Source organism: Paenibacillus xylanilyticus, from assembly GCF_013359935.1.
Taxonomy (GTDB): Bacteria; Bacillota; Bacilli; order Paenibacillales; family Paenibacillaceae; genus Paenibacillus; species Paenibacillus xylanilyticus.
This window is the reverse complement of the sequence record NZ_JABMCB010000179.1, coordinates 161,379-184,537: the sequence shown is the minus strand read 5'-3', so window position 1 is coordinate 184,537 and position 23,159 is coordinate 161,379. Positions and strand designations below refer to the sequence as shown.

Sequence of the window (23,159 nt, the reverse complement as noted above, 5' to 3'; positions counted from 1 at the left end):
GTTTCACCTCATATGGAATAGCGCCGTTTTTTCGGCTGCTTCGTAGTCGAACTGGACGGCCGAATGACGTCCGGGGGACGGTTCGGCCTTGACCGGACAAGCGACTGAATAATGAGGCCTATCCGGCCTGTACCATTGTATGCTGGAGAATGAGGGTGTTAGACTTATAATTATGGAATAAACGCAAAGAACGGGGGCTCATGCGATGAATCGGATTCGAAAATCTGGCGGATTCAGAGCTTCGATCTTTGTGATCGTGGTGGCTCTGGTTGTCTATGTTGCAGTCTATATGCCAACGCCGTATATCATTTATATGCCTGGCAGTGCTGATGAAGTAAAACCGATGGTCACGGTAAAGGATGGGGACCAGGAGGAACATGGTGTATTCATGATGACGACGGTGTCGGCAACGTATGCCAATGTGTTTTTGCTTGGAACATCCTTGTTTAATCGGAATACTCAAATTGACAAAAAAGAAGATCGGCTGCAAGGGAAAAGCGAAGCGGAGTATTCTGCCGAACAGGTGTGGTTTATGAGCGATTCCCAATCCTCCGCCATGGAAGCGGCTTATGAGCAGGCGGGTGTGAAGTATTCCATTGTTCCCGAACATATTTTTGTGTTTGGCTTGTCGGAGGATCCGAAACCGCAGGGAGACATCGTCCCTGGCGACATTATCTTGGGTGTGAACGGAACAGCTACACCGGACAATACTGTATTATCTGCCCAGCTGAAGGATAAAAAAGTGGGAGATACGGTAGAAATGCAATTGGAACGCGGAGGCGAAACCATTAGCCGTGAAGTGAAGCTGATCGAAGTGAAAGATAGCAAAACGGGTGAAACCAGACCTGGTTTGGGTGTGATGATCGGAGCCGTTCAGAAAGTGAAACCTGAGGATCCGGATAAACAGATTACCTTCACGGATACGCAGGTGGGTGGCCCTTCGGCGGGATTAATGTTTACGCTGGAGATCTATAATCAGCTTACTCCCGGAGATCTGACTCAAGGTCACCGAATTGCCGGGACGGGTACCATCACCAAGGAAGGTGTGGTCGGCGCGATTGGTGGCGTGGTGCACAAAATCGTGGCTGCGGACCGCAAAGACGCAGAAATTTTCTTTGTTCCAAAACAGAATTACAAGGAAGCGGAAGCCAAAGCGGAGCAGATTGGCACCAAGATGAAGCTGGTTCCTGTGAGTACGGTGGATGATGCCCTGGCATATCTGAAAACCTTGTCTGCCAAATCATAAAGGTTGTTTTATAATTTGGATATACGAAGTCCGAGTAAAGAAAATGAAATCCCCTATGACGGTCGTTTGAATAAACGACACGACATAGGGGATTTTTGGTGTAACGATAATAGATAGGGTACTCATATAAAGCTTAGCACCGGACAGGCGGCTCATAATAGTCACTATACATGGCTCGTGTGTCCCTCTGTTCATATGCAAGGGCATAGGCTGCCTGTGCCTGTACATCAAGTTCCAGCTGGTTGTGTATGAAGTTGGACGGTTTGAGCACTACAGGCAGGGATGAGACAGTTTTCATGTGTTTCAACAGACCTTGGCCTTGTGCATTAAATCCAAGGACACGGAGATAGCCCGGGCCTTCGGCTAGTTGCTCCGCTGAGAGTTCTGCCTTGGCATGATGAAGCAGAACATGGGTCAACATGCGCTGCAGCTTGGTGCGTGTGTACCGCCTGGTCTTAAGCGCGTTCAGCAATGCTTCGACTGATGGTTCCGGGAGCTGAGCAAGAGTGCGGATCAGCCGATGCTCAAGTCCTTCCGTGACTTCGGCGATATTTGCCAGCTCGGAGGCACGGCGGGTCGCCGCAATGTGCAGCAGCGGCTGAGCAAAGCGCTCCCAGTGCACGGGAGCGCGCCTCTCTTGCCATTCGCGCTGCAAAATGGCAAGAGTTGCCGCCGGCACATACGGTGCGGCGGCTTGGGGCCCGTCCGCCATCAGGAGGCGGCGGACGGCGGTTGCACTGGCGATCGCCCCCGGTCCTGGCGTCGCCTCATGATACGCGGCACCTGTGCGTGCCGTCGTCAAGGGCTGGATCGCGCTGCCCAGTCGTTCCAGCGCGATCAGGTAGTGCAGCCCAAGCGAATTGTTGGGCTGCCCCAGCAGTGCAGCGGCGGCATCCGCATCGACGCCGCCGGGCGCCAGCGCCGCCGCCGCGCCTGCGTATGCGGCGGGGTAGCTGGCGCCGTCCCGCAGGCGGCGCGCGATGTCCTCGCGCAGCCCTGCGGGCTCCACAGCCAGCACGCGCGCAATGCGCTGCAGGCTGTCCAGGTCGCCGGACTCGCTGCCGAAGCAGAGCGAGTCCACGACCCCGGTGCGGTGCAGCAGCGAGACCGCACCGAAGGCAAACCATTCCGCCGGTTGTACTGCATAAGCAACCGGCAGCTCAATGACCAGATCGGCGCCTGCATGCAGCGCCATCTCGGTGCGAGCCCTTTTACTCACAATGGCGGGTTCCCCGCGTTGGAGAAAAGGGCCGCTCATTACGGCCACAACGGCGTCTGCTCCGCTAAGCCGCCTGGCCTCACTCAAGTGATAGACATGTCCGTTATGCAGCGGGTTATATTCAACAATGACACCAACGGCTTTCATCAGCAGGTGCTCCTTTCGCTTAAAATGAAGTATCTACAATACGTCCTGGTATGTATACCGGGTAGACGGCTGTCATCATTGCTGCTTCGTCAAGCAGCGGGTCTTGTTCAATAATAGGGGATAAGGGCATCCTTATTCAAATGAGTAGGGATAAGAAGCTGCCAAAAAAGGCACCATGTCGCATTCAATGAATACGCACAGTGCCTTTGATAGGACTTCTATTGATCCTTCATCATTTGCTTCGAGTAAAATTAAATGCCTTCCGCTACAGGAATCAGGTTTGTTTTGGGACCAAAGAACTCATAATGAATAAACTCAGGTGCAACGCCGATCTCACATAGAGCCGCATAAGCAGCCTGCATGAAAGGGATGGGACCGGTCAGGTAATAATTGGAGTCAAGCGGTTGACGGATAATCTGGGACAGCCAGGCTTCATCAATGTAACCCTCTTTGTGAAAACGCGATTTTGCGCGATCATCATCAGTAGGCTGCGTATAACAATAAAATGTCTGTATATCCTCATGTTGTTCTGTCAATGTATTTACATGGTCACGGAAAGCGTGGGTTTCACCATTTAGGGCTGCATGGATAAACGTAATCTGACGTTGGGCATGGCTGGCGACAAGGGTATTCAACATGCTGATCATCGGCGTGAGTCCAACGCCGCCACTTAGTAACACCACATTGCGTGAATCTTCCGTTTCGAGTGTGAAGTCGCCCGCAGGAGCAGACAGCTCGACCACATCCCCTTCCGGAATATGATTATGCAGATACGTCGATATAACGCCATCCGGCCGATCAGCCAGCGCACTCTCACGTTTAACCGAAATACGGTAATAAGGCTTGCCTGGAGCGTCGGAGAGACTGTATTGTCTAATCTGGGTGTAGGTACTCCCTTCAGGTTTCATCCGGAGGCTAATATATTGTCCGGGTTGGTATGCGGCTATAGGTTTGCTGTCCGTTGGCACCAAATAAAAGGAAGTAATCATTTCGCTTTCCTTTATTTTTTTCGCAACCCGGAAGGAACGGAAACCCTCCCAGCCACCGCTTTGGTTTTCGGTCGATTCGTATAATTCCTTCTCCATATCGATAAAAACACTCGCAATGACACCGTAGGCTTCAGCCCACGCTGCAATAATCTCGTCGGTTGCAGCATCACCAAGCACATCTTTGATGGCTTTCAGCAAATACGTGCCAACGATCTCATATTGCTCAGGGGCAATGCCGAGACTGCGATGTTTGTGAGCGACCTGTCGGACGGCAGGCAGAACTGCGGCAAGATTGTCGATATGCAGGGCGGCAGCGTAAACCATATTGGCCAGGGCGGCCTGCTGGCGTCCCTGTTTCTGGTTGGCGTGATTAAAAATATTCAGCAGTTCAGGGTGATTTGTAAACATCGTTTTATAGAAATGACTTGTAATGGCTTCACCATGGACTTCAAGTGCAGGTACAGTAGATTGGATTACTTTAATTGTATTTTCGTTTAACATGGATATTTCCTCCCATAAATGGATTGACTAGTTGGATAACCTGCGCCGTCCTTCTGCCGTATCGGCATATGACAAGTATAGGTAGGGTGAAAAAGGGTTCGTGTGATCTACATCACACTAATCATTAAAGAAATGTGTCCGAAAACACCATTCGGAACGAATACCTTGTCGTATGTTAGAAAGAAAGTTTATAATGCGGAGGAGAGATTTTGTCGTCCGGGTATCTTTCTTTTCAAAAAGGGTGTAAAGTTAAAAGTGTTGACAAACGTCTTGGAAAATCGGTATAATGATTTTTGTTTGTTAAGTCAATTTCATAATACTTTTAACGATGAAGCGTCAGAATACATACAGTCAAGATATGAAGTGCACAACCATCAGACTTGATCTGTATAACTGCCGTAATGCATTTGACATGAATTATGAAATTGGTTTCGTTTGGAGTGATGGGAAATGTTATTGCCATTTCGCAAAGTGGCTATCAGTGATCGGCCCCTGCAGTTTAATGAACAGTGGGATATTCAAGAACTGATTTCTAACCGACAAGATATCACAGCCGTTACCCCGCTGACTGCGGATTTATCTGCAGAACAAGCAACGGGGGGCGTGGTGGATGTTCATGGCAAATTGACAGCAGGAGTGGACATGTTGTGCTCACGTTGTCTCAAGCCGATTAGTGAACATCTTCATATTGATTTTCATGAGCAATTCAAGCAGGGAGAACAGCCGGAGGACTTGCCTGAAGATGATGACACTGTCTATGTGGATGGAGAGGACATTGATCTGAAGCTATATGCCGAGGAAGCTTTTCTGCTGCACCTGCCGTTTATACCGCTATGCAGCGATACATGCAAAGGGCTGTGCCCTAAGTGTGGCCATGAGCTGAACGAGGGTGACTGCGGTTGTGATAATGAAGTTATCGACCCGCGGCTTGCAGGGCTCAAGGATTTTTTTAAATGAGCATAAATGAAAATCTAGTGTAACAACTACCTGCAAAGGTTGATTTTGATAAGGAGGTGGGAATAATGGCAGTACCTCAACGGAGAACGTCCAAGACGCGTCGCGACAAACGTCGCACTCACTTTAAATTGGCTGTACCGGGCATGGTGAAATGTGAACAATGCGGCGAATTGAAGCTTGCTCACCACGTGTGCAAAGTGTGCGGAACGTACAAAGCAAGAGAGATCATCTCTCAATAATAGCTAGACATCAAGTAGTACTTCATTTCGATGAGGTACTACTTTTTTTGAATGTTCAAATATGATGCTGTTAGTATCCGCAGATTCAAAGGCGAAGGATGCTCTTTATGTAAAAGAAAGTTTGATAGAAAGCAGGGATCTGGCGATCCCGGGCAGAATGGTTTTTGCCCGCCAGCCTTTCTTTTTGACACAGGATGAGATATACTGTACTTTAGTACCAGGTTCTAAGATTTGGGGTTACATAGACAAGGACCATAATTCGTGTGATGAAACCTCTGGCGATCAGGGGTGTAATTATAGAGATTAATATAAGACGATAGAACGGACCGGCATGGGACGCTTTCTTAAACGATACAGCGGGGGTGTCAGACATCGAACGTGTACCGAAGAGACAGAGGCAGCAGCAATTGACCAAAATGATCGAAGACAATCCATTTGTGACGGATCAGGAGCTTACACGGCAGTTGAAGGTGAGTATTCAAACGATTCGCCTCGACCGACTGGAGCTTGGGATTCCCGAGCTTCGGGAACGAATGAAACTGATGGCGGAACGTTCGTATGATCAGGTGCGCTCCCTGCCTCTGCATGAGATTATTGGTGATATTGTGGATTTGCAGCTGGACAAAAGTGGGATATCCTTGTTTGAGATCAAGGAAGAGCATGTATTTTCGAGAACGGGAATTGCTCGTGGTCACTATGTATTTGCCCAGGCCAACTCCCTGGCGGTTGCTGTCATTAATGATGAGATTGCATTAACGGCTTCGGCCGATATTCGATTTGTCCGTTCGGTTCATCTGGCTGAAAAATGTATTGCGAAAGCTTATGTCAGATCGATCTCGGGTCAAAAGGGAAAAGCGAAAGTTGAAGTGTTCACCTATGTAGGTGAGGAAATGGTGTTTCAAGGCAACTTTGTCATCTACCGTTCTGGTGGAGAAGACAGCCTAGAGGGAGGTCATCTGGAATGAAAATCGTCATTGATGCTATGGGAGGCGATCATGCACCCAAGGCAACGGTAGAAGGTGCAATTGCTGCCGCTACGGAATGGGCGGATACACAGATCGTGCTTGTTGGCGATGAAGCCAAGCTGGAGCCGATTTTGAATCAGTCAGCCGTCAAGCCAGCCAACCTGTCTGTGCGTCACGCTTCAGAGGTGATTGGTTCTGATGATGAACCTGTGAAGGCGGTTCGTCGCAAGAAGGATGCCTCTATGGTGGTCGCGGGCCGCATGCTGAAGGAAGGCGAAGCAGATGCCATGATCTCTGCAGGCAATACCGGAGCGCTAATGACAACAGGGCTGCTCGTGGTGGGTCGTATGGAAGGCATTGAACGTCCGGCGCTTGCACCGATGATTCCAACCATAGATGATGTGGGCGTGCTTGCACTTGATCTGGGAGCGAACATGGATGCGAAGCCCGAGCACTTAGCACAGTATGGACTTATGGGCAGCCTGTATCGGCAGAAGGTACAAGGCGTAAACTCTCCTAGAGTGGGTTTGCTCAATGTTGGAACAGAGCCGGGCAAGGGGAATGAGCTTACGAAGCATGCTTATCCGCTGCTGGAGCAGCTTCCGATTCAATTCGTTGGTAACGTGGAAGCTCGTGATGTACTGACAGGTGCATGTGATGTGCTTGTGTGTGACGGGTTTGCCGGTAACATATTGTTGAAATCGCTGGAAGGCACAGCCGGTGCCATCTTCGCGCTGCTTAAGGAGCAGTTCTCATCGTCGCTCAAAAGCAAACTGGCCGCTGCCGTGCTCATGCCTGAGCTGCGCGGTCTGAAACGGAAACTGGATTATACCGAGCATGGCGGTGCGCCGCTTCTCGGTTTGAGCAGACTCGTTGTGAAAAGTCATGGATCAGCCGATGGCAATGCCATCAAAAACGCAGTTCGCCAAGCAAGAATCGCAGTTCAGAACCAACTGGTGGAGAGCATATCTAAGGAAATTAGCGGGAAGTGAGTGACGACATGAATAATTTGCGCCCGGTAGGGGTTATCGGTACAGGGAAATATGTACCTGAGAAAATTTTGACAAACAGTGACCTGGAAAAGATGGTTGATACGAATGATGAGTGGATCGTCAGCCGCACGGGAATCAAGGAACGTCATATCGCTGCTCCTGATCAGGCGACTTCGGATTTGGCGTACGAGGCAGCCATTAAGGCACTTGAATCCGCAGGAATGACAGGCAGTGATCTGGATTTGATCATTGTTGCAACCATCACGCCGGATTCCGCCTTTCCTTCTACAGCCTGCATTTTGCAGGACAAGCTTGGTGCCAAAGGGGCAGCGGCATTTGATCTGTCTGCTGCATGCTCAGGTTTCGTATATGGACTTGCAACAGCAACCAGCTTTATCCAGAGTGGCATGTATAACAATGCACTCGTTATTGGCGCGGATTGTCTTTCCCGTATCACGGATTATACAGACCGCAACACCTGCGTGTTGTTTGGAGATGGAGCAGGCGCGGTAGTCGTTGGAGAAGTGCCGGAAGGCCGTGGATTCAAGTCATTTGACCTTGGGGCAGAAGGTGCAGGCGGCGGCCTGCTTCAATTGGAAGGCGGCGGTTCCCGTTTGCCTGCATCCGCGGAGACTGTTGAAAACAAAAAGCACTACATCTACATGAACGGCCGTGAAGTATTCAAATTTGCGGTGCGTGTGATGGGCACAGCTACAGTTGAAGTACTGCGCAAGGCTGGTCTGGATCGTACGGATGTGGATCTTTTTGTTCCTCACCAGGCGAATATTCGAATCATTCAATCCGCCATGCAGCGTCTTGAGCTTCCTGAAGAAAAAGTGGTTGTTAACGTAGACAAATACGCAAATACTTCAGCAGCGTCAATCCCGCTTGCTCTGGTGGAAGCTGCTGAGGAAGGCCGCATGAAAGCCGGAGACACCATATTAATGGTTGGGTTCGGAGGCGGACTGACTTGGGGTGCATCTGTACTCGTATGGTAAACTAGACAGCTGGGAGAGATGAATCTGATGGGTAAAATAGCATTTGTATTTCCCGGACAGGGATCACAGGCGGTAGGCATGGCGAAGGACGCGTATGAGTCCGTGCCTGCGGCAACTGAAATTTTTCGTACAGCAGACGAAACACTAGGCTTCTCGCTGAGTAATCTCGTGTTTGAAGGTCCGGAGGCCGAGTTGAAACAGACATCAAATACTCAACCGGCTCTGTTGACAGCAAGCATCGCTTTGCTTGAAGCTTTTAGAGAAAAAGGGATTCAGCCTGACTATACGGCTGGACACAGTCTGGGTGAATACAGTGCTCTCGTTGCAGCGAACGTTCTATCGTTTGCGGATGCTGTGGGTATTGTCCGGGCACGTGGCCAGTATATGGAGCAGGCTGTACCAGGCGGACAAGGGGCGATGGCTGCAGTACTGGGAGCGGATCGGGAAGCGCTGGGGGTGCTTTGCCGGGACGTATCCGAAAGCGGTCATACGGTTGAACTTGCCAACATGAATTGTCCGGGTCAAATTGTTATTTCCGGTGTCAAAGAAGGTGTAGCTGCCGTAGCGGAACGGGTGAAGGAAGCTGGCGGCAAGCGTGCCATTGCACTGGAAGTGAGCGGTCCTTTTCATTCCTCTCTGATGAAGGAGGCTGCTGAGAAACTTGCAGACAAGCTGCAAACCGTAACATTCTCTCCAGCCAAGGTTCCTGTAGTCGCAAACGTGACGGCAAGACCTGCTGAAAATGGACAGTTTCAACAATTGTTGACAGAACAGGTCTATTCTCCGGTTTTATGGGAAGACAGTGTGACATGGTTGATTGAGCAGGGTGTAGACACCTTCATTGAGATTGGTTCCGGAAGTGTACTGACCGGGTTGATTAAAAAAACAGATAAATCCGTAAAATTGTACAATGTAAACAGTCTTGAAACGCTTGAAGCTACTGCAGCTGCATTGAAGTGATTGAATCACAGGTTATTTGGGGAAAGGAGGAATTATGTTGTCTAAACCGTTAGAAGGTAAAAACGCGCTGGTTACTGGTGCATCCCGTGGAATCGGACGCAGCATTGCACTCGCTTTGGCTGAAGCCGGCGCCAATGTTGCGGTAAACTATGCAGGCAGTCAGGCTGCAGCCGAAGAAGTGGCGGAAGCCATTCGCGCCAAAGGAGTTCAGGCCATGACCATCCAGGCCAATGTTGGTGTAATGGATGAAGCTGAACAAATGGTAAAGGCTACACTTGAAGCATGGGGCAACGTCGACATTCTGATTAATAACGCAGGGATTACACGTGACAATCTGATCATGCGCATGAAAGAGGAAGAGTTTGACCAAGTTATTGAGACTAATCTCAAAGGTGTATTTAACTGTCTTAAGGCTGTAACTCGGCCTATGATGAAACAACGCTCTGGCAGAATCATCAATATATCCTCTGTTGTGGGTGTTCTGGGTAATGCCGGACAAGCAAACTATGTTGCTGCCAAGGCGGGGGTAATCGGTTTGACCAAGGCATCCGCTCGTGAACTGGCTTCCCGGGGCATCACGGTTAACTGTGTTGCACCAGGGTTTATAGAGACGGATATGACCAAGGAATTGTCACAGGAGCTGGTGGATGGTATGCTGAGTGGCATTCCGCTGTCCCGACTGGGACAGCCGGATGAAATCGCCGGAGTTGTTACGTTCCTGGCTTCGGAAGCTTCATCGTATATGACAGGGCAGACATTGCATGTCGATGGCGGCATGTACATGTAATTCTTCCCGGACTTGAACAACAGTCGGGGAACAGGCGCTGGACGATCCGAAATGCCGGAAAAAGGCCGGATTCCCCGGCCGGGAGCCGCATATGTCTTCTATGGCATTTTGCCTGCGATTCTCGTATAATACCAAGGAGGAGGTGAACCGGATGTCCGATGTATTGGAGCGTGTAAAACGCATCGTCGTCGACCGCTTGGGCGCAGACGAAGCTGAAGTTACACTTGAAGCATCTTTCAAAGAAGATTTGGGTGCTGATTCTTTGGATGTAGTGGAATTGGTCATGGAATTGGAAGATGAATTCGATTTGGAAATCTCTGATGAAGATGCAGAAAAAATCACGACCGTAGGTGAAGTTGTAAACTACATACAATCTCATACCTAAAGTCATTCAGTCCCGCACCTGTTTTCGAACAGGCGGGACTTCTCATCATTCATTGGTTTTTCTCATTCCGCAGCGATGCTGGCCAAACGAGGTTTTCGGATCCTGATTGGTCAACATCCGCTTGCGGATATTCCCACAAAATAATTGCGTAAAGCAGTCGATATAGAGGTGAGTCGGTTTGAAACAAAGAGTAGTAATTACCGGAATGGGCGTAATGACATCGCTCGGAAAAGATTTGGAAACGTTCTGGGGAAGTTTAATGGCAGGTAAGTCCGGGATCTCTCAGATTGAGGCCTTTGATGTGAGTGAATACACGACACAAATTGCTGCCGAAATTAAGGATTTCAACCCGGATGAATATATGGATCGTAAGGATGCCCGCAAAATGGACCGTTTTGTTCAGTTTGCCGTTGCAGCCGGATTCAAAGCTGTGGAAGACAGCGGTTTGAAGATCGATGAGAACATTGATGCAGAGCGGTTTGGTGTATCCATCGGATCGGGTATTGGCGGACTGGGAACCTGGGAGGACCAGCATAATGCATTGCTGCAAAAAGGTCCAAAACGGGTAAGCCCATTCTTCATCCCCATGATGATCTCCAACATGGCTTCTGGCCAAATGTCGATTTCTCTTGGAGCAAAAGGTCCGAACATCAACGTAGTCACAGCCTGTGCGACAGGAACACACTCCATTGGAGACTCCTTCAAATTGATTGCTAATGGAGATGCAGATGCAATGATCTGTGGTGGTGCCGAGGCAACAATCAGACCAACGGGTCTGGCTGGTTTCTGTGCAATGCGTGCAATGTCGACCCGCAATGACGAGCCGGCTAAGGCAAGCCGTCCTTTCGATACAGGTCGTGATGGCTTCGTTATGGGTGAAGGAGCAGGTATCCTGGTTCTGGAATCGCTGGAACATGCTCAGAAACGCGGTGCACGTATTTATGGTGAGGTCATTGGTTACGGCCTTACGGGCGATGCGCATCACATGACTGAACCGGATCCGGATGGAGCGGCACGCTGCATGAAGATGGCACTTCGCAATGCGGGAATTGAACCGGAAGAAGTGGACTACATCAATGCACATGGTACCTCAACTCCGGTGGGTGACAGATCCGAAACGCTTGCAATCAAGAAGGCGTTTGGTGATCATGCGTACAAGCTCGCAGTAAGTTCTACCAAATCAATGACAGGTCACATGCTGGGTGCAGCCGGTGGCGTGGAAGCTGTAATTTGCGGACTGTCGCTGACTCATCAGACACTCGCACCTACGATCAATTTGGAAAATCAGGATCCGGAATGTGATCTGGATTATGTGCCAAATGTTCCGCGTCAAACCAAAGTGAATGTTGCCATGTCCAACTCATTTGGATTCGGCGGTCACAATGCCACCATTATTCTCAAAAAATTTGAAGCATAAGGGGCTAGTTCGTTTGAGTGAAGATCTGAAGCAGTTACAACACAAACTTCAAATCAAATTTGACAACAGGCAGCTTTTAAAACAAGCGTTTACCCATGCTTCTTATGTAAACGAACACCGGTTCAGTCAGCACCAGGATAACGAACGTCTGGAATTTCTGGGCGATGCGGTGCTTGAGTTGACTGTATCGGAATACTTGTATCATTTGTATCCTAACCGTCCGGAAGGTGAATTAACGAAGCTGCGGGCATCCATTGTCTGCGAACCTTCCCTCGTCAAATTTGCAGAAGCACTTGGTTTTGGGCAGTATGTACTTCTTGGTAAAGGTGAGGAACTGACGGGAGGACGAACACGGCCGGCTTTGCTGGCTGATGTGTTTGAATCTTTCATCGGTGCATTGTATCTGGATCAGGGACTGGAGCCAGTCAGAACGTTTCTGGACCAGCATGTTTTTCCGTTAATCGTTCTGGGCGGTAAGCTCCAGATGAGCGATTACAAGACGGAACTGCAGGAACTCACTCAGCATCACAATATGGGAGCTCTGGAGTATCGGATCGTCGAAGAACGGGGCCCTGCCCATGAACGTGAGTTTGTCTCGGAGGTCCATATGGGCCAAGAACGGCTTGGCCGAGGTACAGGACGTTCCAAAAAGGAAGCCGAGCAGCAGGCTGCATCCGCAGCGCTTGATCGATTAAAGCTTCCGGAAGCCTGAGTTTTACCGGGTAGCGCATAGACAAACGAAGAGCAAAGAGCAGCCCCTCGGGTCCGCCCCGGCGGAAATTATCGGCCGGACTGCTTTTTGCTCTTTTTTTTGTAAAGAGAGGGTTCGGGAGCTTTATTCATCCCTGATCCATGATTAGCGCTGGAGGAACACTTGAAATAAGCAAGAGGAGGTGACGGGATACCCTATGTTTCTGAAACGGATTGAACTGGGTGGATTCAAGTCATTCGCCGACAAAACAGAAATGGAATTCGTTCGTGGTATTACTGCAGTTGTAGGTCCGAACGGAAGTGGCAAGAGTAATATTTCAGACGGCATTCGCTGGGTACTTGGAGAACAAAGTGCCAAATCGCTGCGGGGTGGCAAGATGGAAGACATCATTTTTGCTGGCAGTGATGCAAGGAAAGCCGTCAATTATGGTGAAGTGTCCCTGACGCTGGATAACGAGGATCACGCACTTGCCCTTGATTTTGGTGAAGTGACGGTGACTCGTCGTGTACATCGCAGCGGGGACAGCGAATATTTTATCAACAAGCAGTCCTGTCGTTTGAAGGATATAACGGAATTGTTTATGGATACCGGGATCGGAAAGGAAGCTTACTCGATTATCGGACAGGGACGTATCGAGGAGATTTTGAGTACCCGTTCCGAGGATCGCAGAGGTATTTTTGAAGAGGCATCCGGTATTGTGAAATATAAATCGCGTAAACGTGACGCTACACGCAAACTGGACGAGACGGAGCAAAACCTGCTGCGTATTCATGATTTGGTTACAGAACTGGAGGACCAGATTGGCCCGCTCCGAGAACAATCGGAAAAAGCGATTCACTACAAGGAATTGCGTGGACAGCTCAAATCGAAGGAAATCTCCATGTACGTGTACCAGATCGAGCAGATTCATGCATCCTGGAGCAAGGCGAACGAGCGGTTACACTCGTTAAAAGAAGAAGAGGTCGGCCTGGCTGCAATTGTCTCCACCCATGATGCCAAGCTGGAAAGCGACCGGAATGCACTGCGAATTCTGGAAACGGAGACGGAACAGCTGCAATCCGCTTTGCTGCAATTCAGTGAAGCAACGGAGAAAAGTGAAGGGCATGGAGAATTGCTCAAGGAGCGTTCACGCCATTTACAAACCAATCATGAGCAGTTAACGGTTACGCTGGCTGCAAGTGAGGAAAGACATCGGGAGCGTGAGACTGAGCTGCTTGCATTACGCGAGAAGTTTGGCAAGCTGGAACAGGAACTTGATGAAGTGAGAAATCGCCTTTCTGAAGAGGAAGCGAAACTCATAGGGGTTACTGGAGGAATCAGTCAGCAGCAGGAGGAAAGCCTCAAGGGTAATTTGCTGGAACTGATGAACCAGATGGCTCAAACGCGCAATGAGATTCGATATGCAGATCAGCAGAAAGAATCGCTCGAGCGTCGAATGAACCGGGCAACCGAGGAATCCGGCAAGTGGGAAGAGCAGAAGGGAACGCTGGAAGCCCGAAAAGCGGATATCGAGAAAAAAGTTGTCCGTTTAGGTAAGGAAATCAGCGATTTGCGCGGCGGATACATTACCGAAAGTGAACGTCTGCAATCCTTGCAGAAGCTGCTGGAAGAGAGTCGCAGCACGGTTCGCAAGTGGGAACAGAAACGGGAAGCCCAGGTGTCTCGCCGGGATACGATGAAAGAGATGCAGGATGATTTTGACGGCTTTATGTTGGGGGTCAAAGAAGTCCTCAAAGCTTCGCGTAAAGGCACTCTTAGTGGTGTACATGGAGCTGTGGCTGAACTGGTCAAAGTTCCGGAAAAAATTGAACTGGCTGTAGAAACAGCAATGGGTGCTGCTTTGCAGCACGTTGTTATGGAAAACGAGTCGGTTTCAAGACAAGCCATTGCTTTTCTCAAGCAGCGTCAGTTGGGTAGAGCCACATTCCTGCCGTTGGATGTTATTCGTCCACGTACGGTAGGTTCCGGTGAGCGTTCGATGATTGAAGGCATGGATGGTTTTGTAGGCATTGGTGCTGATCTCGTACAATATGATTCCCGTTATGCCAATATCATTGGAAGCCTGCTCGGAAATGTTATTATTGCCGAAACACTGGAATACGCCAATAAAATTGCTGCCCGCTGTCAGTACCGATTCCGCGTCGTGACCCTTGAAGGGGATGTGGTTAATGCCGGTGGTTCCATGACAGGGGGGAGCCAGCATAAAAAGAATGTGAGTCTGCTCAGCCGGAAACGGCAGCTGGATCAACTGGATCAGGATATTCTGGATACCGAAAACCAAATTGTGAAGCTGCATCGCAGTGTGGATGATGTGAAAACCCAATTGGAGCAATGTCAGGACAAGCTGGACGAGCTGCGTCAGTCAGGTGACGATACACGAAATGCTGAGCAGCAGGCATCCATGGAAATGAAACAGGTCGAGCACGAGCTCCGTCACGTGCTGGAACAGGTGGCTGTGGCAGGTCAGGAGAAGAGCGGCTTCACCGAAGAGATCAAAGAGATGGATACCGCACGCGCAGCAGCTGTGCAGAAGCTGGAGCAGCTTGAAGAGGAAGAGAAGGCGACTCACCGTGCCATTCATGCTGCAGAGTTCGCCCGCAAAGCAAATGAGTCTGCGAAGGAAGAGCTGCAAAGTCAGTTGACCGAACTGAAAGTCAGAGAAGGTAAGCTGGATCAGGAGCGGTTCTCGAATGAGGAGCAGCTGCGCCGGCTGGAGCGGGAAGTCGAATCTCTGGTCAAAGATTTGCGTCAGAACCGGACGCTGCTGGCATCCATGGAAGCAGATCTGAAGAAAACACAGGTGGAGAGCGTCAAACAGATTGAAGATCTCAACCAGTTCAAGCTGAAGAAAGCGGAAGCTTCCGAGCAGCTGGACTTCAAACGTGCCGCACGAAGCGAACTGTCGAAGAAGCTGGAACTCGCGGAGAGTGAAACAAAGGAACAGCGTACACAGTTAAAAGCAGTAGAGGAGCAGCTGCGCCAGACGGAAATTTCCGTCAACAGGCTTGACGTTGAACTCGAAAATATACTGCGCAAGCTGATGGATGATTATGAACTCGGTTATGAACTTGCAAAAGAACGATACCCCGTACCGGAAGATGTAGAGAGCACTCAGGCAGAGGTACAGAAGCTGAAGCGCAGCATCTCGGCTCTGGGTGATGTCAATCTTGGCGCGATTGAGGAATTCCAGCGGGTCAATGAACGCTATGAGTTCCTTAGTGAACAGAAAAATGATCTGGTGGAAGCCAAAACGACGTTATATCAAGTCATCCGCGAAATGGAAGATGAGATGGCCAAACGTTTCAAGACAACGTTCGATGCAATCCGCCGTGAATTCGGTACCGTATTTACCAAGCTCTTTGGTGGCGGACGTGCGGACCTGGTTCTCATGGACCCGGAACGGCTGCTGGAAACCGGAATTGATATCGTGGCCCAGCCACCAGGCAAAAAGCTGCAAAACCTGCAGCTACTGTCGGGTGGGGAACGGGCATTAACGGCGATGGCACTGTTGTTCGCTATCCTGCACGTTAAGCCGGTACCATTCTGTGTGCTGGATGAAGTTGAGGCAGCGCTGGATGAAGCCAATGTGGTGCGTTTCGCCCAGTATTTGCGCGAATTCTCTGAACAAACACAGTTTATTGTCGTTACTCACCGGAAAGGCACGATGGAAGAAGCCGATGTTCTATATGGTGTCACGATGGAAGAGGGCGGAGTATCGAAGCTGGTTTCGGTTAGACTGGAAGATGAGGAAGCCGAAATTGCTAGTGCTTAAATAGAATGGATATGAACGAGGAACTTGTTAATAAAAAAATAAACCGCACTAAGATTACGTACACGATGGAGGGGCTTTATGAGTTTCTTTAAAAAGCTAAGAGACAGCATTGCAAGCAAAACGGAGTCCGTGACAAAACAGTTCAAGGATGGACTCGAGAAGACGCGTAAAGGGCTTGTGGAGAAAGTATCCGATCTTGTCATCCGCCGCAAAAAAATCGATGAGGAGTTCTATGAGGAACTGGAAGAAATCCTGATCGGAGCGGATGTTGGGGTAAATACGGTTATGAATCTGATCGAAGACCTTCGCGTTGAGGTCAAAAAGCGCAAGATCGAAGATGCGGCTGAGTTGCAGCCTGTATTGTCCGAAAAATTGACCGACCTGCTGCGCGGCGAACAGAATAACGAACTGAAGATGAACCCGGATGGCATTACCGTCATTTTGTTTGTTGGTGTTAACGGTGTAGGTAAAACGACAACGATTGGTAAGCTGGCACATCGCTTCAAACAGCAGGGCAAAAAAGTCATTATGGCTGCTGGCGATACGTTCCGTGCCGGTGCGATTGAACAGCTTGAGGTATGGGGTCAACGTGCCGGTGTTGAAGTCATCAAGCAGCAGGCGGGTTCAGATCCGGCTGCGGTCATGTACGATGCCGTGCAGGCAGCCAAACAGCGGGGTGCAGATGTCTTGCTCTGTGATACGGCAGGCCGTCTGCAGAACAAATCCAATCTCATGGAGGAGCTTAACAAGATCTATCGTGTCATTCAGCGTGAAATCCCGGAAGCTCCGCATGAAGTGTTGATGGTTCTCGACGCGACAACTGGACAGAATGCATTGAATCAGGCCAAACTGTTTGGGGAGAAAAGCGGCGTGACTGGCCTCGTACTGACGAAGCTGGATGGTACGGCGAAAGGCGGTATTGTCGTTGCCATTCGTCAGGAACTGGATCTGCCAGTGAAGATGGTAGGTCTTGGTGAGAAAATTGATGATCTGCAGCCATTCGACTCAGAGCAATTCGTGCATGCGTTGTTTGCTGGACTGATCCAAGAGCAACCGGATCAGGACGCAGAAGATGAGGAAGCAAGTTCTGAGAACCATTAATAAATAGGATGATTTAATAGCGTTAACGGTATTGCCAGTGATATACGTGATAAGTGTCACGTGTAATGTCACTGGCAATACGTGTATAATGGGAATAAAGAAGGCAAGGCTAAAGGGCTAGAAAGGACGGTTGATATGGCCAATACCTATACCTATTCCCGTCGTGAGGAAGTCGCCAATGCGGTGACTCATGGAATCGGCGCCGCGCTCAGTGTAGCTGCACTGGTGCTGTTGATTGTATTCTCGAGTATGAAAGGCACGGCTTGGCATGTGGTCAGTTTCACGATCTACGGGATCACCATGTTGCTGCTCTATACGAGCTCTACACTCGTGCATGCATGGAAAGATGGGAAAATGAAAGATTTATTTGAGATTTTCGACCATTCTTCCATTTATTTGTTTATTGCGGGATCGTACACTCCGCTTCTGTTTATTGCTGTTCGCGGCACACTTGGTTGGACCCTGTTCGGGGTAATCTGGGGAATCGCATTATTCGGGGTGATCTTTAAGGCGTTTTTTACGAAAAGGTTTCTATTCATGTCCACGATTTTCTATATTGCGATGGGCTGGCTCATCGTTATTGCCTGGCAACCGCTTATGGCTGCCATTCCTACAGGCGGAATCGTGCTGCTGGTTGCTGGAGGTCTGATGTATACACTGGGTACGCTTTTTTATGTGTGGCGTGGATTTCCGTATCACCATGCGATTTGGCATCTCTTTGTGTTGGCAGGCAGTATTCTTCATTTCTTTATGGTACTGCTGTACCTGACACCACTTCGCTAGAACACGATAGATAGTGTAAAACGAATCGGCTCCATCTGTGGAGACCCATTCGTTTTTTTGTTCTATATAAAGGATGCAGCAGGTCGTATTCTGATGTATAGGAATGGCTAAGATTAATCATATAGGTACGAAAAATGAGTGTAAAATGAAGGTTTTTATTGTGACAAGTATTTTTGCTTGACAACCTGAATTGTTTTCGGTATTATTAGGAACGTTGCAAGAGTGTAAAGTGTTTTTCCTTGACGAAGGGAGTGCCCCGATATGAGTCAAGAAAACCGGCTTGAGAAGACAAACCGGATTAACTTGCTGTTTGCTTTCTACGAACGTTTGCTTACCGAGAAACAGCAAACATTTCTGAAATATTACTTTCATGATGATTTCTCCCTTGGTGAGATTGCAGCCGAGTTTGAGATCAGCCGCCAGGCGGTATACGAGCATATCAAGCGTGCTGAACAAGTGCTGGAAAATTACGAAAGCAAGCTTGGCTTGCTGGAGAAGCATGAACGACGCAGCCGCAATCTTGAAGATTTGCAAAATGCACTGGAGCGCGCAGGTGTCTCCATTGATAACAACCAACAAATAAACGATATCGTTCATCAGCTCCGGGAATAGGAATTGAACGGAACGTATCGGTTCTAAAAACAGTATTACAGCTTAAGGAGGTGGGATCATGGCATTTGAAGGATTAACGACCCGATTGCAGAATGTGTTCAGCAAGCTGCGCGGCAAAGGCAAGGTATCGGATGAAGATGTTGCCGAAGCTATGCGCGAGGTACGTCTGGCATTGCTCGAAGCGGATGTAAACTTCAAAGTGGTCAAGGAATTCATCGCCAAGGTGAAAGAGAAAGCTGTCGGCAAAGAGGTAATGGAAAGCTTCACGCCAGGCATGGTTATTATCGACATCGTAAACAAGGAACTGACGGATTTGATGGGCGGAAGCCAGTCAAAACTGGCCAAAGCGAACAAACCGCCTACGGTGTTGATGATGGTTGGTTTGCAGGGTGCTGGTAAAACGACGACATCCGGTAAATTGGCCAAAATGCTGCAGAAGCAAAACAGCCGACCATTGCTGGTCGCGGGAGATATTTATCGTCCGGCAGCGATCAAGCAATTGCAAGTGCTGGGTGAGCAGATCAAGGCACCGGTATTTACATTGGGAGATCAGACAAGCCCTGTGGAGATCGCACGTCAGGGTCTGCAGCACGCCAAGGATAACGGCAATGACTATGTCATTATCGATACCGCGGGACGTTTGCATGTAGATGAGGAACTGATGGAAGAATTACGCCAGATTCACAGCGTAGTGAATCCGGATGAAGTCCTGCTTGTAGTCGACAGCATGACCGGTCAGGATGCCGTTAATGTGGCGGAACACTTTAACCAGCAGCTTGACTTGACCGGGGTCGTTTTGACTAAACTCGATGGGGATACACGTGGTGGTGCTGCACTTTCAGTAAAAGCAGTTACCGGTTGCCCAATCAAGTTTGCGTCACTCGGTGAGAAATTGGATGCTCTTGAGCCTTTCCATCCGGAACGGATGGCTTCACGGATTCTTGGCATGGGGGATATGCTTTCCCTGATTGAGAAAGCCCAATCCAACATTGATACCGAAAAGGCCAAGGAAATGGAACGTAAAATGCGGAACGCAGAGTTTACGTTCGAGGATTTCCTGGAGCAAATGGATCAGGTGAAGAAGCTGGGACCCATTGATCAAATTATGGATATGATTCCCGGCATGGGCAAGATGAAGCAAGCCAAGGACCTGAAAGTGGATGACAAGCAAATGGGGCGGATCGAAGCAATTGTGTACTCCATGACTACAGAGGAGAAACGCAACCCGGACATGATCAACCATAGCCGCCGGAAACGGATTGCTACAGGTAGCGGTACGTCCCTTGCTGAGGTTAACCGCCTAATCAAACAGTTTGATGAAATGCGCCGCATGATGAAACAGTTCTCGGATATGATGGGACCTAAAGGCGGCAAGAACAAGGCAATGAAGCAGCTAAAAGGTCTAGGCAAAGGAATGAAGTTTCCTTTCCGTTGATTTCAAGGCTTGCTAATGAATATACAGATTTCATTGAAGGAGGTGAATTTTCAAATGGCAGTTCGTATTCGTCTGAAACGTATGGGTGCTCACAAAGCTCCTTTCTACCGCGTAGTGGTATCGGATTCCCGTTCCCCACGTGACGGTCGTTTTATCGAGGAGATCGGTTACTACAACCCGGTTGAACAACCGGCTGTTGTTAAGATCGATGAAGATAAAGCATTGCAATGGCTTCAAAACGGTGCGCAAGCATCTGACACTGTCCGCAACTTGCTGAGCAAAGCGGGCGTGATGAAGAAGTTCCATGAGTCCAAACAAGCAAAATAAGGTGCTGATTCGGAGGGTCATCTATGGAAGAATTAGTAAGCATAATTGCTAAGGCTTTGGTCGATCATCCGGAAGATGTGGCGGTTCGGACGGTTGAGAAAGACCGGCTTGTCGTTTACGAGTTAACTGTTCATCCTGACGATGTCGGGAAGGTTATTGGTAAACAAGGGCGAATCGCAAAATCTCTTCGTACGGTCGTCACATCAGCAGCAGTTAAGATGGATAAACGGGTTACCGTCGATATCATATCTTAAAGATATACGAAAGGGGGTTAGGATGCATGTCCTAGCCCCTTTTCGTGCATGCTGAACTTATCAATAAACCCATTATATAAATTGATTTTAGTATTACACGATAACGGAGAGAGCAGAACAAATCTGAAGAAGCGTAGCTAAAAGCTTTCTGGAAGAAAGCTACTTCGTAAGCATTAACTCACCTTTACCAGCGGATTTCTGTCCTTTGATAAGGGGATCAAAGAAAGCTGGGGGTAACAGTGATCGGAAGATTGTTCTGACTGCGTAGTGTGCAGTGTAATAAGGATTGAATTCTATAGAATCAAATGCAGGAGGAACGTATGGCAGAGTTTATGAATGTAGGTAAAGTCGTCAATACGCACGGGATCCGTGGCGAGTTGAGAATTATGCCTTTAACCGATTTCCCGGAAGTACGTTTTGCGAAAAATGCGGAGTTGTATCTGTTTACAGCAGATAACCATCCTGTGCTGGTTCATGTGGAATCGGCACGATTGCATAAAAATATGTACATCGTTAGGTTGAAAGAGTATGGAAATATCAATGAAGTGGAAAAGTTCAAGGGCGGCATAGCCAAAGTATCCAAAGAGAATTTGGCTGAACTGGAAGAGAACGAGTATTACTTCCATCAAATCGTTGGCTGTTCTGTCATTACAGAAGAAGGCGAAGATCTGGGGACGATCTCCGAAATCTTGACGCCTGGTGCAAACGACGTTTGGGTGGTTAAAACACCTGCTGGCAAAGAAATTCTGCTTCCGGTTATTGATGATGTTGTGCTAGATGTCGATGTTAATCAGAAACTGGTCAAGGTTCATCTGATGGAAGGATTGCTCTAACATGAGAGTGGACGTATTAACGTTATTTCCAGAGATGTTCGATGGTGTATTCGGGACAAGTATTCTTGGTAAAGCTCAGACGAAGGGCCTTGTGTCACTGAATGCAGTGAACTTCCGGAACTATGCCACGAATAAGCACAATACCGTTGATGATACCCCGTATGGCGGCGGCGGGGGCATGGTATTAAAGCCTGATCCGATTTTTGCTGCTGTGGAAGACGTACTTGAAAAGCGAAACGAAGAGACGACAACGGTACCGACCAAAGCTCCACGCATCATTCTAATGTGTCCGCAGGGTGAGACGTTTACGCAGAAAAAAGCGGAAGAACTGGTACAGGAAGATCATCTGATCTTTATCTGTGGACATTATGAAGGCTATGATGAGCGTATTCGCGAGTTTCTGGTAACCGACGAGTTATCCATTGGGGATTACGTGTTAACTGGCGGTGAACTGCCTGCCATGGTTGCCATTGACAGTGTAGTTCGTCTGATCCCAGGTGTCCTCGGAAACGAAACGAGTGCAGTGACGGATTCGTTCAGCACCGGGCTGCTTGAATATCCGCATTATACAAGGCCACCTGAATTCAGAGGCATGAAAGTACCCGATGTGCTGTTATCAGGACATCATCTGAATATCGATGCGTGGCGCAGAGAGCAATCCCTCATTCGTACGCTGGAGCGCAGACCGGATATGCTGGAGGCCGCGGAATTGACGGATAAAGAGCGGATATGGCTAGACAAGCTTCGTTCTGAGACGGAACGTAATTCCGAGTAAGCGTGAGTAGTTAGAATATTGTGCGCAATCGTATAGCTGGATCACAAGTTAGAAAGACCATCCTTAAGTAGGCAAAGGTTGGTCTTTTTTTTGTTATGAATACTGGGATGTAGAGATTGTCACAACGTAAGTGTCTATTTTAAATGGAGTTCTATAATAATAAATGTAAAAAGGTGGATTGGTGAACCAAACCAGTGTACAATCATTTTGTGAAACTAAGTTTTACTAAATGAAACAGGGAGGCGGTATTAAATGTCTTACACCTTTTATGGAATTGATCATATTCAACTAGCAGCACCGGAGAATTGTGAAGTTGAAGCACGTAATTTCTTCCAAAACATTTTAGGGTGGACGGAAATCCCTAAACCTGAAATTCTAAAAAAGCGCGGTGGAGTTTGGTTCCAGTGCGGCACTCACCAAGTACATATCGGGGTTCAACATGATTTTGTGCCCGCCACAAAGGCCCATCCGGCATTTCACGTTCAGAACCTAGAAGCATTAAAACAACGCCTAAAAGACAATCAAATTCGAGTCATTGATGACCATGTGAGGGACGATGAAGGGGTATACCGTTTTTATGTAAATGATCCTTTTGGTAATCGACTTGAATTTATGGAATGGTTTAAATCATGATCTCTAAAGAGTGTGCTGCATAAATAGTCCGGATGTTTATTTTTTCATAACTACTGAACAAGAGTCGTAAAAAATGAATGATATCTTTATGTTACATTAAGATAGAGATATGTATCACGA

23 protein-coding genes are annotated in these 23,159 nt (G+C 48.6%); 21 read left to right on the top strand and 2 right to left on the bottom strand.

The window, feature by feature from the left end:
* The first annotated feature begins 205 nt into the window (after positions 1–205).
* Positions 206–1,246, top strand: coding sequence for a SepM family pheromone-processing serine protease (locus HP552_RS14280; RefSeq protein WP_175396103.1), 1,041 nt, complete (start codon positions 206–208; stop codon positions 1,244–1,246).
* A gap of 133 nt (positions 1,247–1,379) precedes the next feature.
* Here the strand turns inward: HP552_RS14280 and HP552_RS14275 are convergent, their stop codons facing one another.
* On the bottom strand, positions 1,380–2,612 hold the full coding sequence (locus tag HP552_RS14275; RefSeq protein ID WP_175396102.1) for a nucleotidyltransferase: 1,233 nt from the start codon (positions 2,610–2,612) through the stop codon (positions 1,380–1,382).
* 251 nt (positions 2,613–2,863) lie between these two features.
* Entirely contained in the window at positions 2,864–4,102 is a 1,239-nt protein-coding gene (gene hmpA / locus HP552_RS14270) for an NO-inducible flavohemoprotein (RefSeq protein WP_175396101.1), read from the bottom strand.
* 450 nt (positions 4,103–4,552) lie between these two features.
* On the opposite strand from hmpA, the gene HP552_RS14265 reads away from it, so the two are divergent.
* The 20 genes from HP552_RS14265 (at position 4,553) to HP552_RS14170 (ending at position 23,039) form a co-directional block, all read left to right on the top strand.
* Positions 4,553–5,059: a YceD family protein gene (locus HP552_RS14265; protein ID WP_175396100.1), complete on the top strand. Its 507-nt coding sequence runs from the start codon at positions 4,553–4,555 to the stop codon at positions 5,057–5,059.
* Between the two features lie 65 nt (positions 5,060–5,124).
* Positions 5,125–5,298 carry a 50S ribosomal protein L32 gene (gene rpmF / locus HP552_RS14260; protein ID WP_090923906.1) on the top strand — a complete coding sequence of 58 codons (174 nt, stop codon included), beginning with the start codon at positions 5,125–5,127 and terminating at the stop codon, positions 5,296–5,298.
* Positions 5,299–5,714: 416 nt separating this feature from the next.
* Positions 5,715–6,263 (top strand): transcription factor FapR, encoded by a 549-nt coding sequence (gene fapR / locus HP552_RS14255; protein ID WP_239299296.1) that lies wholly within the window; start codon positions 5,715–5,717, stop codon positions 6,261–6,263.
* Positions 6,260–7,255: a phosphate acyltransferase PlsX gene (gene plsX, locus HP552_RS14250; protein WP_175396099.1), complete on the top strand. Its 996-nt coding sequence runs from the start codon at positions 6,260–6,262 to the stop codon at positions 7,253–7,255. Before fapR ends, plsX begins: the two co-directional genes overlap by 4 nt.
* A gap of 8 nt (positions 7,256–7,263) precedes the next feature.
* Positions 7,264–8,253, top strand: coding sequence for a beta-ketoacyl-ACP synthase III (locus HP552_RS14245; RefSeq protein WP_175396098.1), 990 nt, complete (start codon positions 7,264–7,266; stop codon positions 8,251–8,253).
* A gap of 27 nt (positions 8,254–8,280) precedes the next feature.
* The gene (fabD, locus tag HP552_RS14240) at positions 8,281–9,213 is read left to right on the top strand and encodes an ACP S-malonyltransferase (RefSeq protein WP_175396097.1); all 933 of its coding nucleotides are present in this window, start codon (positions 8,281–8,283) and stop codon (positions 9,211–9,213) included.
* 37 nt (positions 9,214–9,250) lie between these two features.
* Positions 9,251–10,000, top strand: coding sequence for a 3-oxoacyl-[acyl-carrier-protein] reductase (gene fabG / locus HP552_RS14235; protein WP_175396096.1), 750 nt, complete (start codon positions 9,251–9,253; stop codon positions 9,998–10,000).
* Positions 10,001–10,151: 151 nt separating this feature from the next.
* The gene (acpP, locus tag HP552_RS14230; protein ID WP_024630176.1) at positions 10,152–10,385 is read left to right on the top strand and encodes an acyl carrier protein; all 234 of its coding nucleotides are present in this window, start codon (positions 10,152–10,154) and stop codon (positions 10,383–10,385) included.
* A gap of 178 nt (positions 10,386–10,563) precedes the next feature.
* Positions 10,564–11,802, top strand: coding sequence for a beta-ketoacyl-ACP synthase II (fabF, locus tag HP552_RS14225; protein ID WP_175396095.1), 1,239 nt, complete (start codon positions 10,564–10,566; stop codon positions 11,800–11,802).
* A 13-nt stretch (positions 11,803–11,815) separates the two neighbouring features.
* Positions 11,816–12,514 (top strand): ribonuclease III, encoded by a 699-nt coding sequence (gene rnc / locus HP552_RS14220; protein ID WP_095287860.1) that lies wholly within the window; start codon positions 11,816–11,818, stop codon positions 12,512–12,514.
* Positions 12,515–12,710: 196 nt separating this feature from the next.
* A complete protein-coding gene (gene smc, locus HP552_RS14215; RefSeq protein WP_175396094.1) occupies positions 12,711–16,286 on the top strand; it encodes a chromosome segregation protein SMC in 3,576 nt (1,191 codons plus the stop codon).
* Between the two features lie 78 nt (positions 16,287–16,364).
* The gene (gene ftsY / locus HP552_RS14210) at positions 16,365–17,387 is read left to right on the top strand and encodes a signal recognition particle-docking protein FtsY (protein ID WP_175396093.1); all 1,023 of its coding nucleotides are present in this window, start codon (positions 16,365–16,367) and stop codon (positions 17,385–17,387) included.
* Positions 17,388–17,522: 135 nt separating this feature from the next.
* Positions 17,523–18,170: a PAQR family membrane homeostasis protein TrhA gene (gene trhA, locus HP552_RS14205; protein WP_064639088.1), complete on the top strand. Its 648-nt coding sequence runs from the start codon at positions 17,523–17,525 to the stop codon at positions 18,168–18,170.
* A gap of 261 nt (positions 18,171–18,431) precedes the next feature.
* Complete coding sequence (locus HP552_RS14200; RefSeq protein ID WP_175396092.1) at positions 18,432–18,782, top strand: putative DNA-binding protein; 351 nt, start codon at positions 18,432–18,434, stop codon at positions 18,780–18,782.
* A 58-nt stretch (positions 18,783–18,840) separates the two neighbouring features.
* Positions 18,841–20,217, top strand: a complete 1,377-nt coding sequence (gene ffh / locus HP552_RS14195) for a signal recognition particle protein (protein ID WP_024630183.1) — start codon at positions 18,841–18,843, stop codon at positions 20,215–20,217.
* A 54-nt stretch (positions 20,218–20,271) separates the two neighbouring features.
* Entirely contained in the window at positions 20,272–20,544 is a 273-nt protein-coding gene (rpsP, locus tag HP552_RS14190; protein ID WP_175396091.1) for a 30S ribosomal protein S16, read from the top strand.
* Positions 20,545–20,567: 23 nt separating this feature from the next.
* Positions 20,568–20,798: a KH domain-containing protein gene (locus HP552_RS14185; protein ID WP_024630185.1), complete on the top strand. Its 231-nt coding sequence runs from the start codon at positions 20,568–20,570 to the stop codon at positions 20,796–20,798.
* Between the two features lie 320 nt (positions 20,799–21,118).
* Positions 21,119–21,631, top strand: a complete 513-nt coding sequence (gene rimM / locus HP552_RS14180) for a ribosome maturation factor RimM (protein ID WP_175396090.1) — start codon at positions 21,119–21,121, stop codon at positions 21,629–21,631.
* Between the two features lies 1 nt (position 21,632).
* Positions 21,633–22,406, top strand: coding sequence for a tRNA (guanosine(37)-N1)-methyltransferase TrmD (trmD, locus tag HP552_RS14175; RefSeq protein ID WP_175396089.1), 774 nt, complete (start codon positions 21,633–21,635; stop codon positions 22,404–22,406).
* A 252-nt stretch (positions 22,407–22,658) separates the two neighbouring features.
* Positions 22,659–23,039, top strand: coding sequence for a VOC family protein (locus HP552_RS14170; protein ID WP_175396088.1), 381 nt, complete (start codon positions 22,659–22,661; stop codon positions 23,037–23,039).
* The last annotated feature ends 120 nt before the right edge of the window (positions 23,040–23,159 follow it).

Bases quoted from the DNA above. Each gene is read 5' to 3' on its own strand.
- HP552_RS14280 (WP_175396103.1), top strand. From the start codon at position 206: ATGAATCGGATTCGAAAATCTGGCGGATTCAGAGCTTCGATCTTTGTG.
- HP552_RS14275 (WP_175396102.1), bottom strand. From the start codon at position 2,612: ATGAAAGCCGTTGGTGTCATTGTTGAATATAACCCGCTGCATAACGGA.
- hmpA (WP_175396101.1), bottom strand. From the start codon at position 4,102: ATGTTAAACGAAAATACAATTAAAGTAATCCAATCTACTGTACCTGCA.
- HP552_RS14265 (WP_175396100.1), top strand. From the start codon at position 4,553: ATGTTATTGCCATTTCGCAAAGTGGCTATCAGTGATCGGCCCCTGCAG.
- rpmF (WP_090923906.1), top strand. From the start codon at position 5,125: ATGGCAGTACCTCAACGGAGAACGTCCAAGACGCGTCGCGACAAACGT.
- fapR (WP_239299296.1), top strand. From the start codon at position 5,715: ATGATCGAAGACAATCCATTTGTGACGGATCAGGAGCTTACACGGCAG.
- plsX (WP_175396099.1), top strand. From the start codon at position 6,260: ATGAAAATCGTCATTGATGCTATGGGAGGCGATCATGCACCCAAGGCA.
- HP552_RS14245 (WP_175396098.1), top strand. From the start codon at position 7,264: ATGAATAATTTGCGCCCGGTAGGGGTTATCGGTACAGGGAAATATGTA.
- fabD (WP_175396097.1), top strand. From the start codon at position 8,281: ATGGGTAAAATAGCATTTGTATTTCCCGGACAGGGATCACAGGCGGTA.
- acpP (WP_024630176.1), top strand. From the start codon at position 10,152: ATGTCCGATGTATTGGAGCGTGTAAAACGCATCGTCGTCGACCGCTTG.
- smc (WP_175396094.1), top strand. From the start codon at position 12,711: ATGTTTCTGAAACGGATTGAACTGGGTGGATTCAAGTCATTCGCCGAC.
- ftsY (WP_175396093.1), top strand. From the start codon at position 16,365: ATGAGTTTCTTTAAAAAGCTAAGAGACAGCATTGCAAGCAAAACGGAG.
- trhA (WP_064639088.1), top strand. From the start codon at position 17,523: ATGGCCAATACCTATACCTATTCCCGTCGTGAGGAAGTCGCCAATGCG.
- HP552_RS14200 (WP_175396092.1), top strand. From the start codon at position 18,432: ATGAGTCAAGAAAACCGGCTTGAGAAGACAAACCGGATTAACTTGCTG.
- ffh (WP_024630183.1), top strand. From the start codon at position 18,841: ATGGCATTTGAAGGATTAACGACCCGATTGCAGAATGTGTTCAGCAAG.
- rpsP (WP_175396091.1), top strand. From the start codon at position 20,272: ATGGCAGTTCGTATTCGTCTGAAACGTATGGGTGCTCACAAAGCTCCT.
- HP552_RS14185 (WP_024630185.1), top strand. From the start codon at position 20,568: ATGGAAGAATTAGTAAGCATAATTGCTAAGGCTTTGGTCGATCATCCG.
- rimM (WP_175396090.1), top strand. From the start codon at position 21,119: ATGGCAGAGTTTATGAATGTAGGTAAAGTCGTCAATACGCACGGGATC.
- trmD (WP_175396089.1), top strand. From the start codon at position 21,633: ATGAGAGTGGACGTATTAACGTTATTTCCAGAGATGTTCGATGGTGTA.
- HP552_RS14170 (WP_175396088.1), top strand. From the start codon at position 22,659: ATGTCTTACACCTTTTATGGAATTGATCATATTCAACTAGCAGCACCG.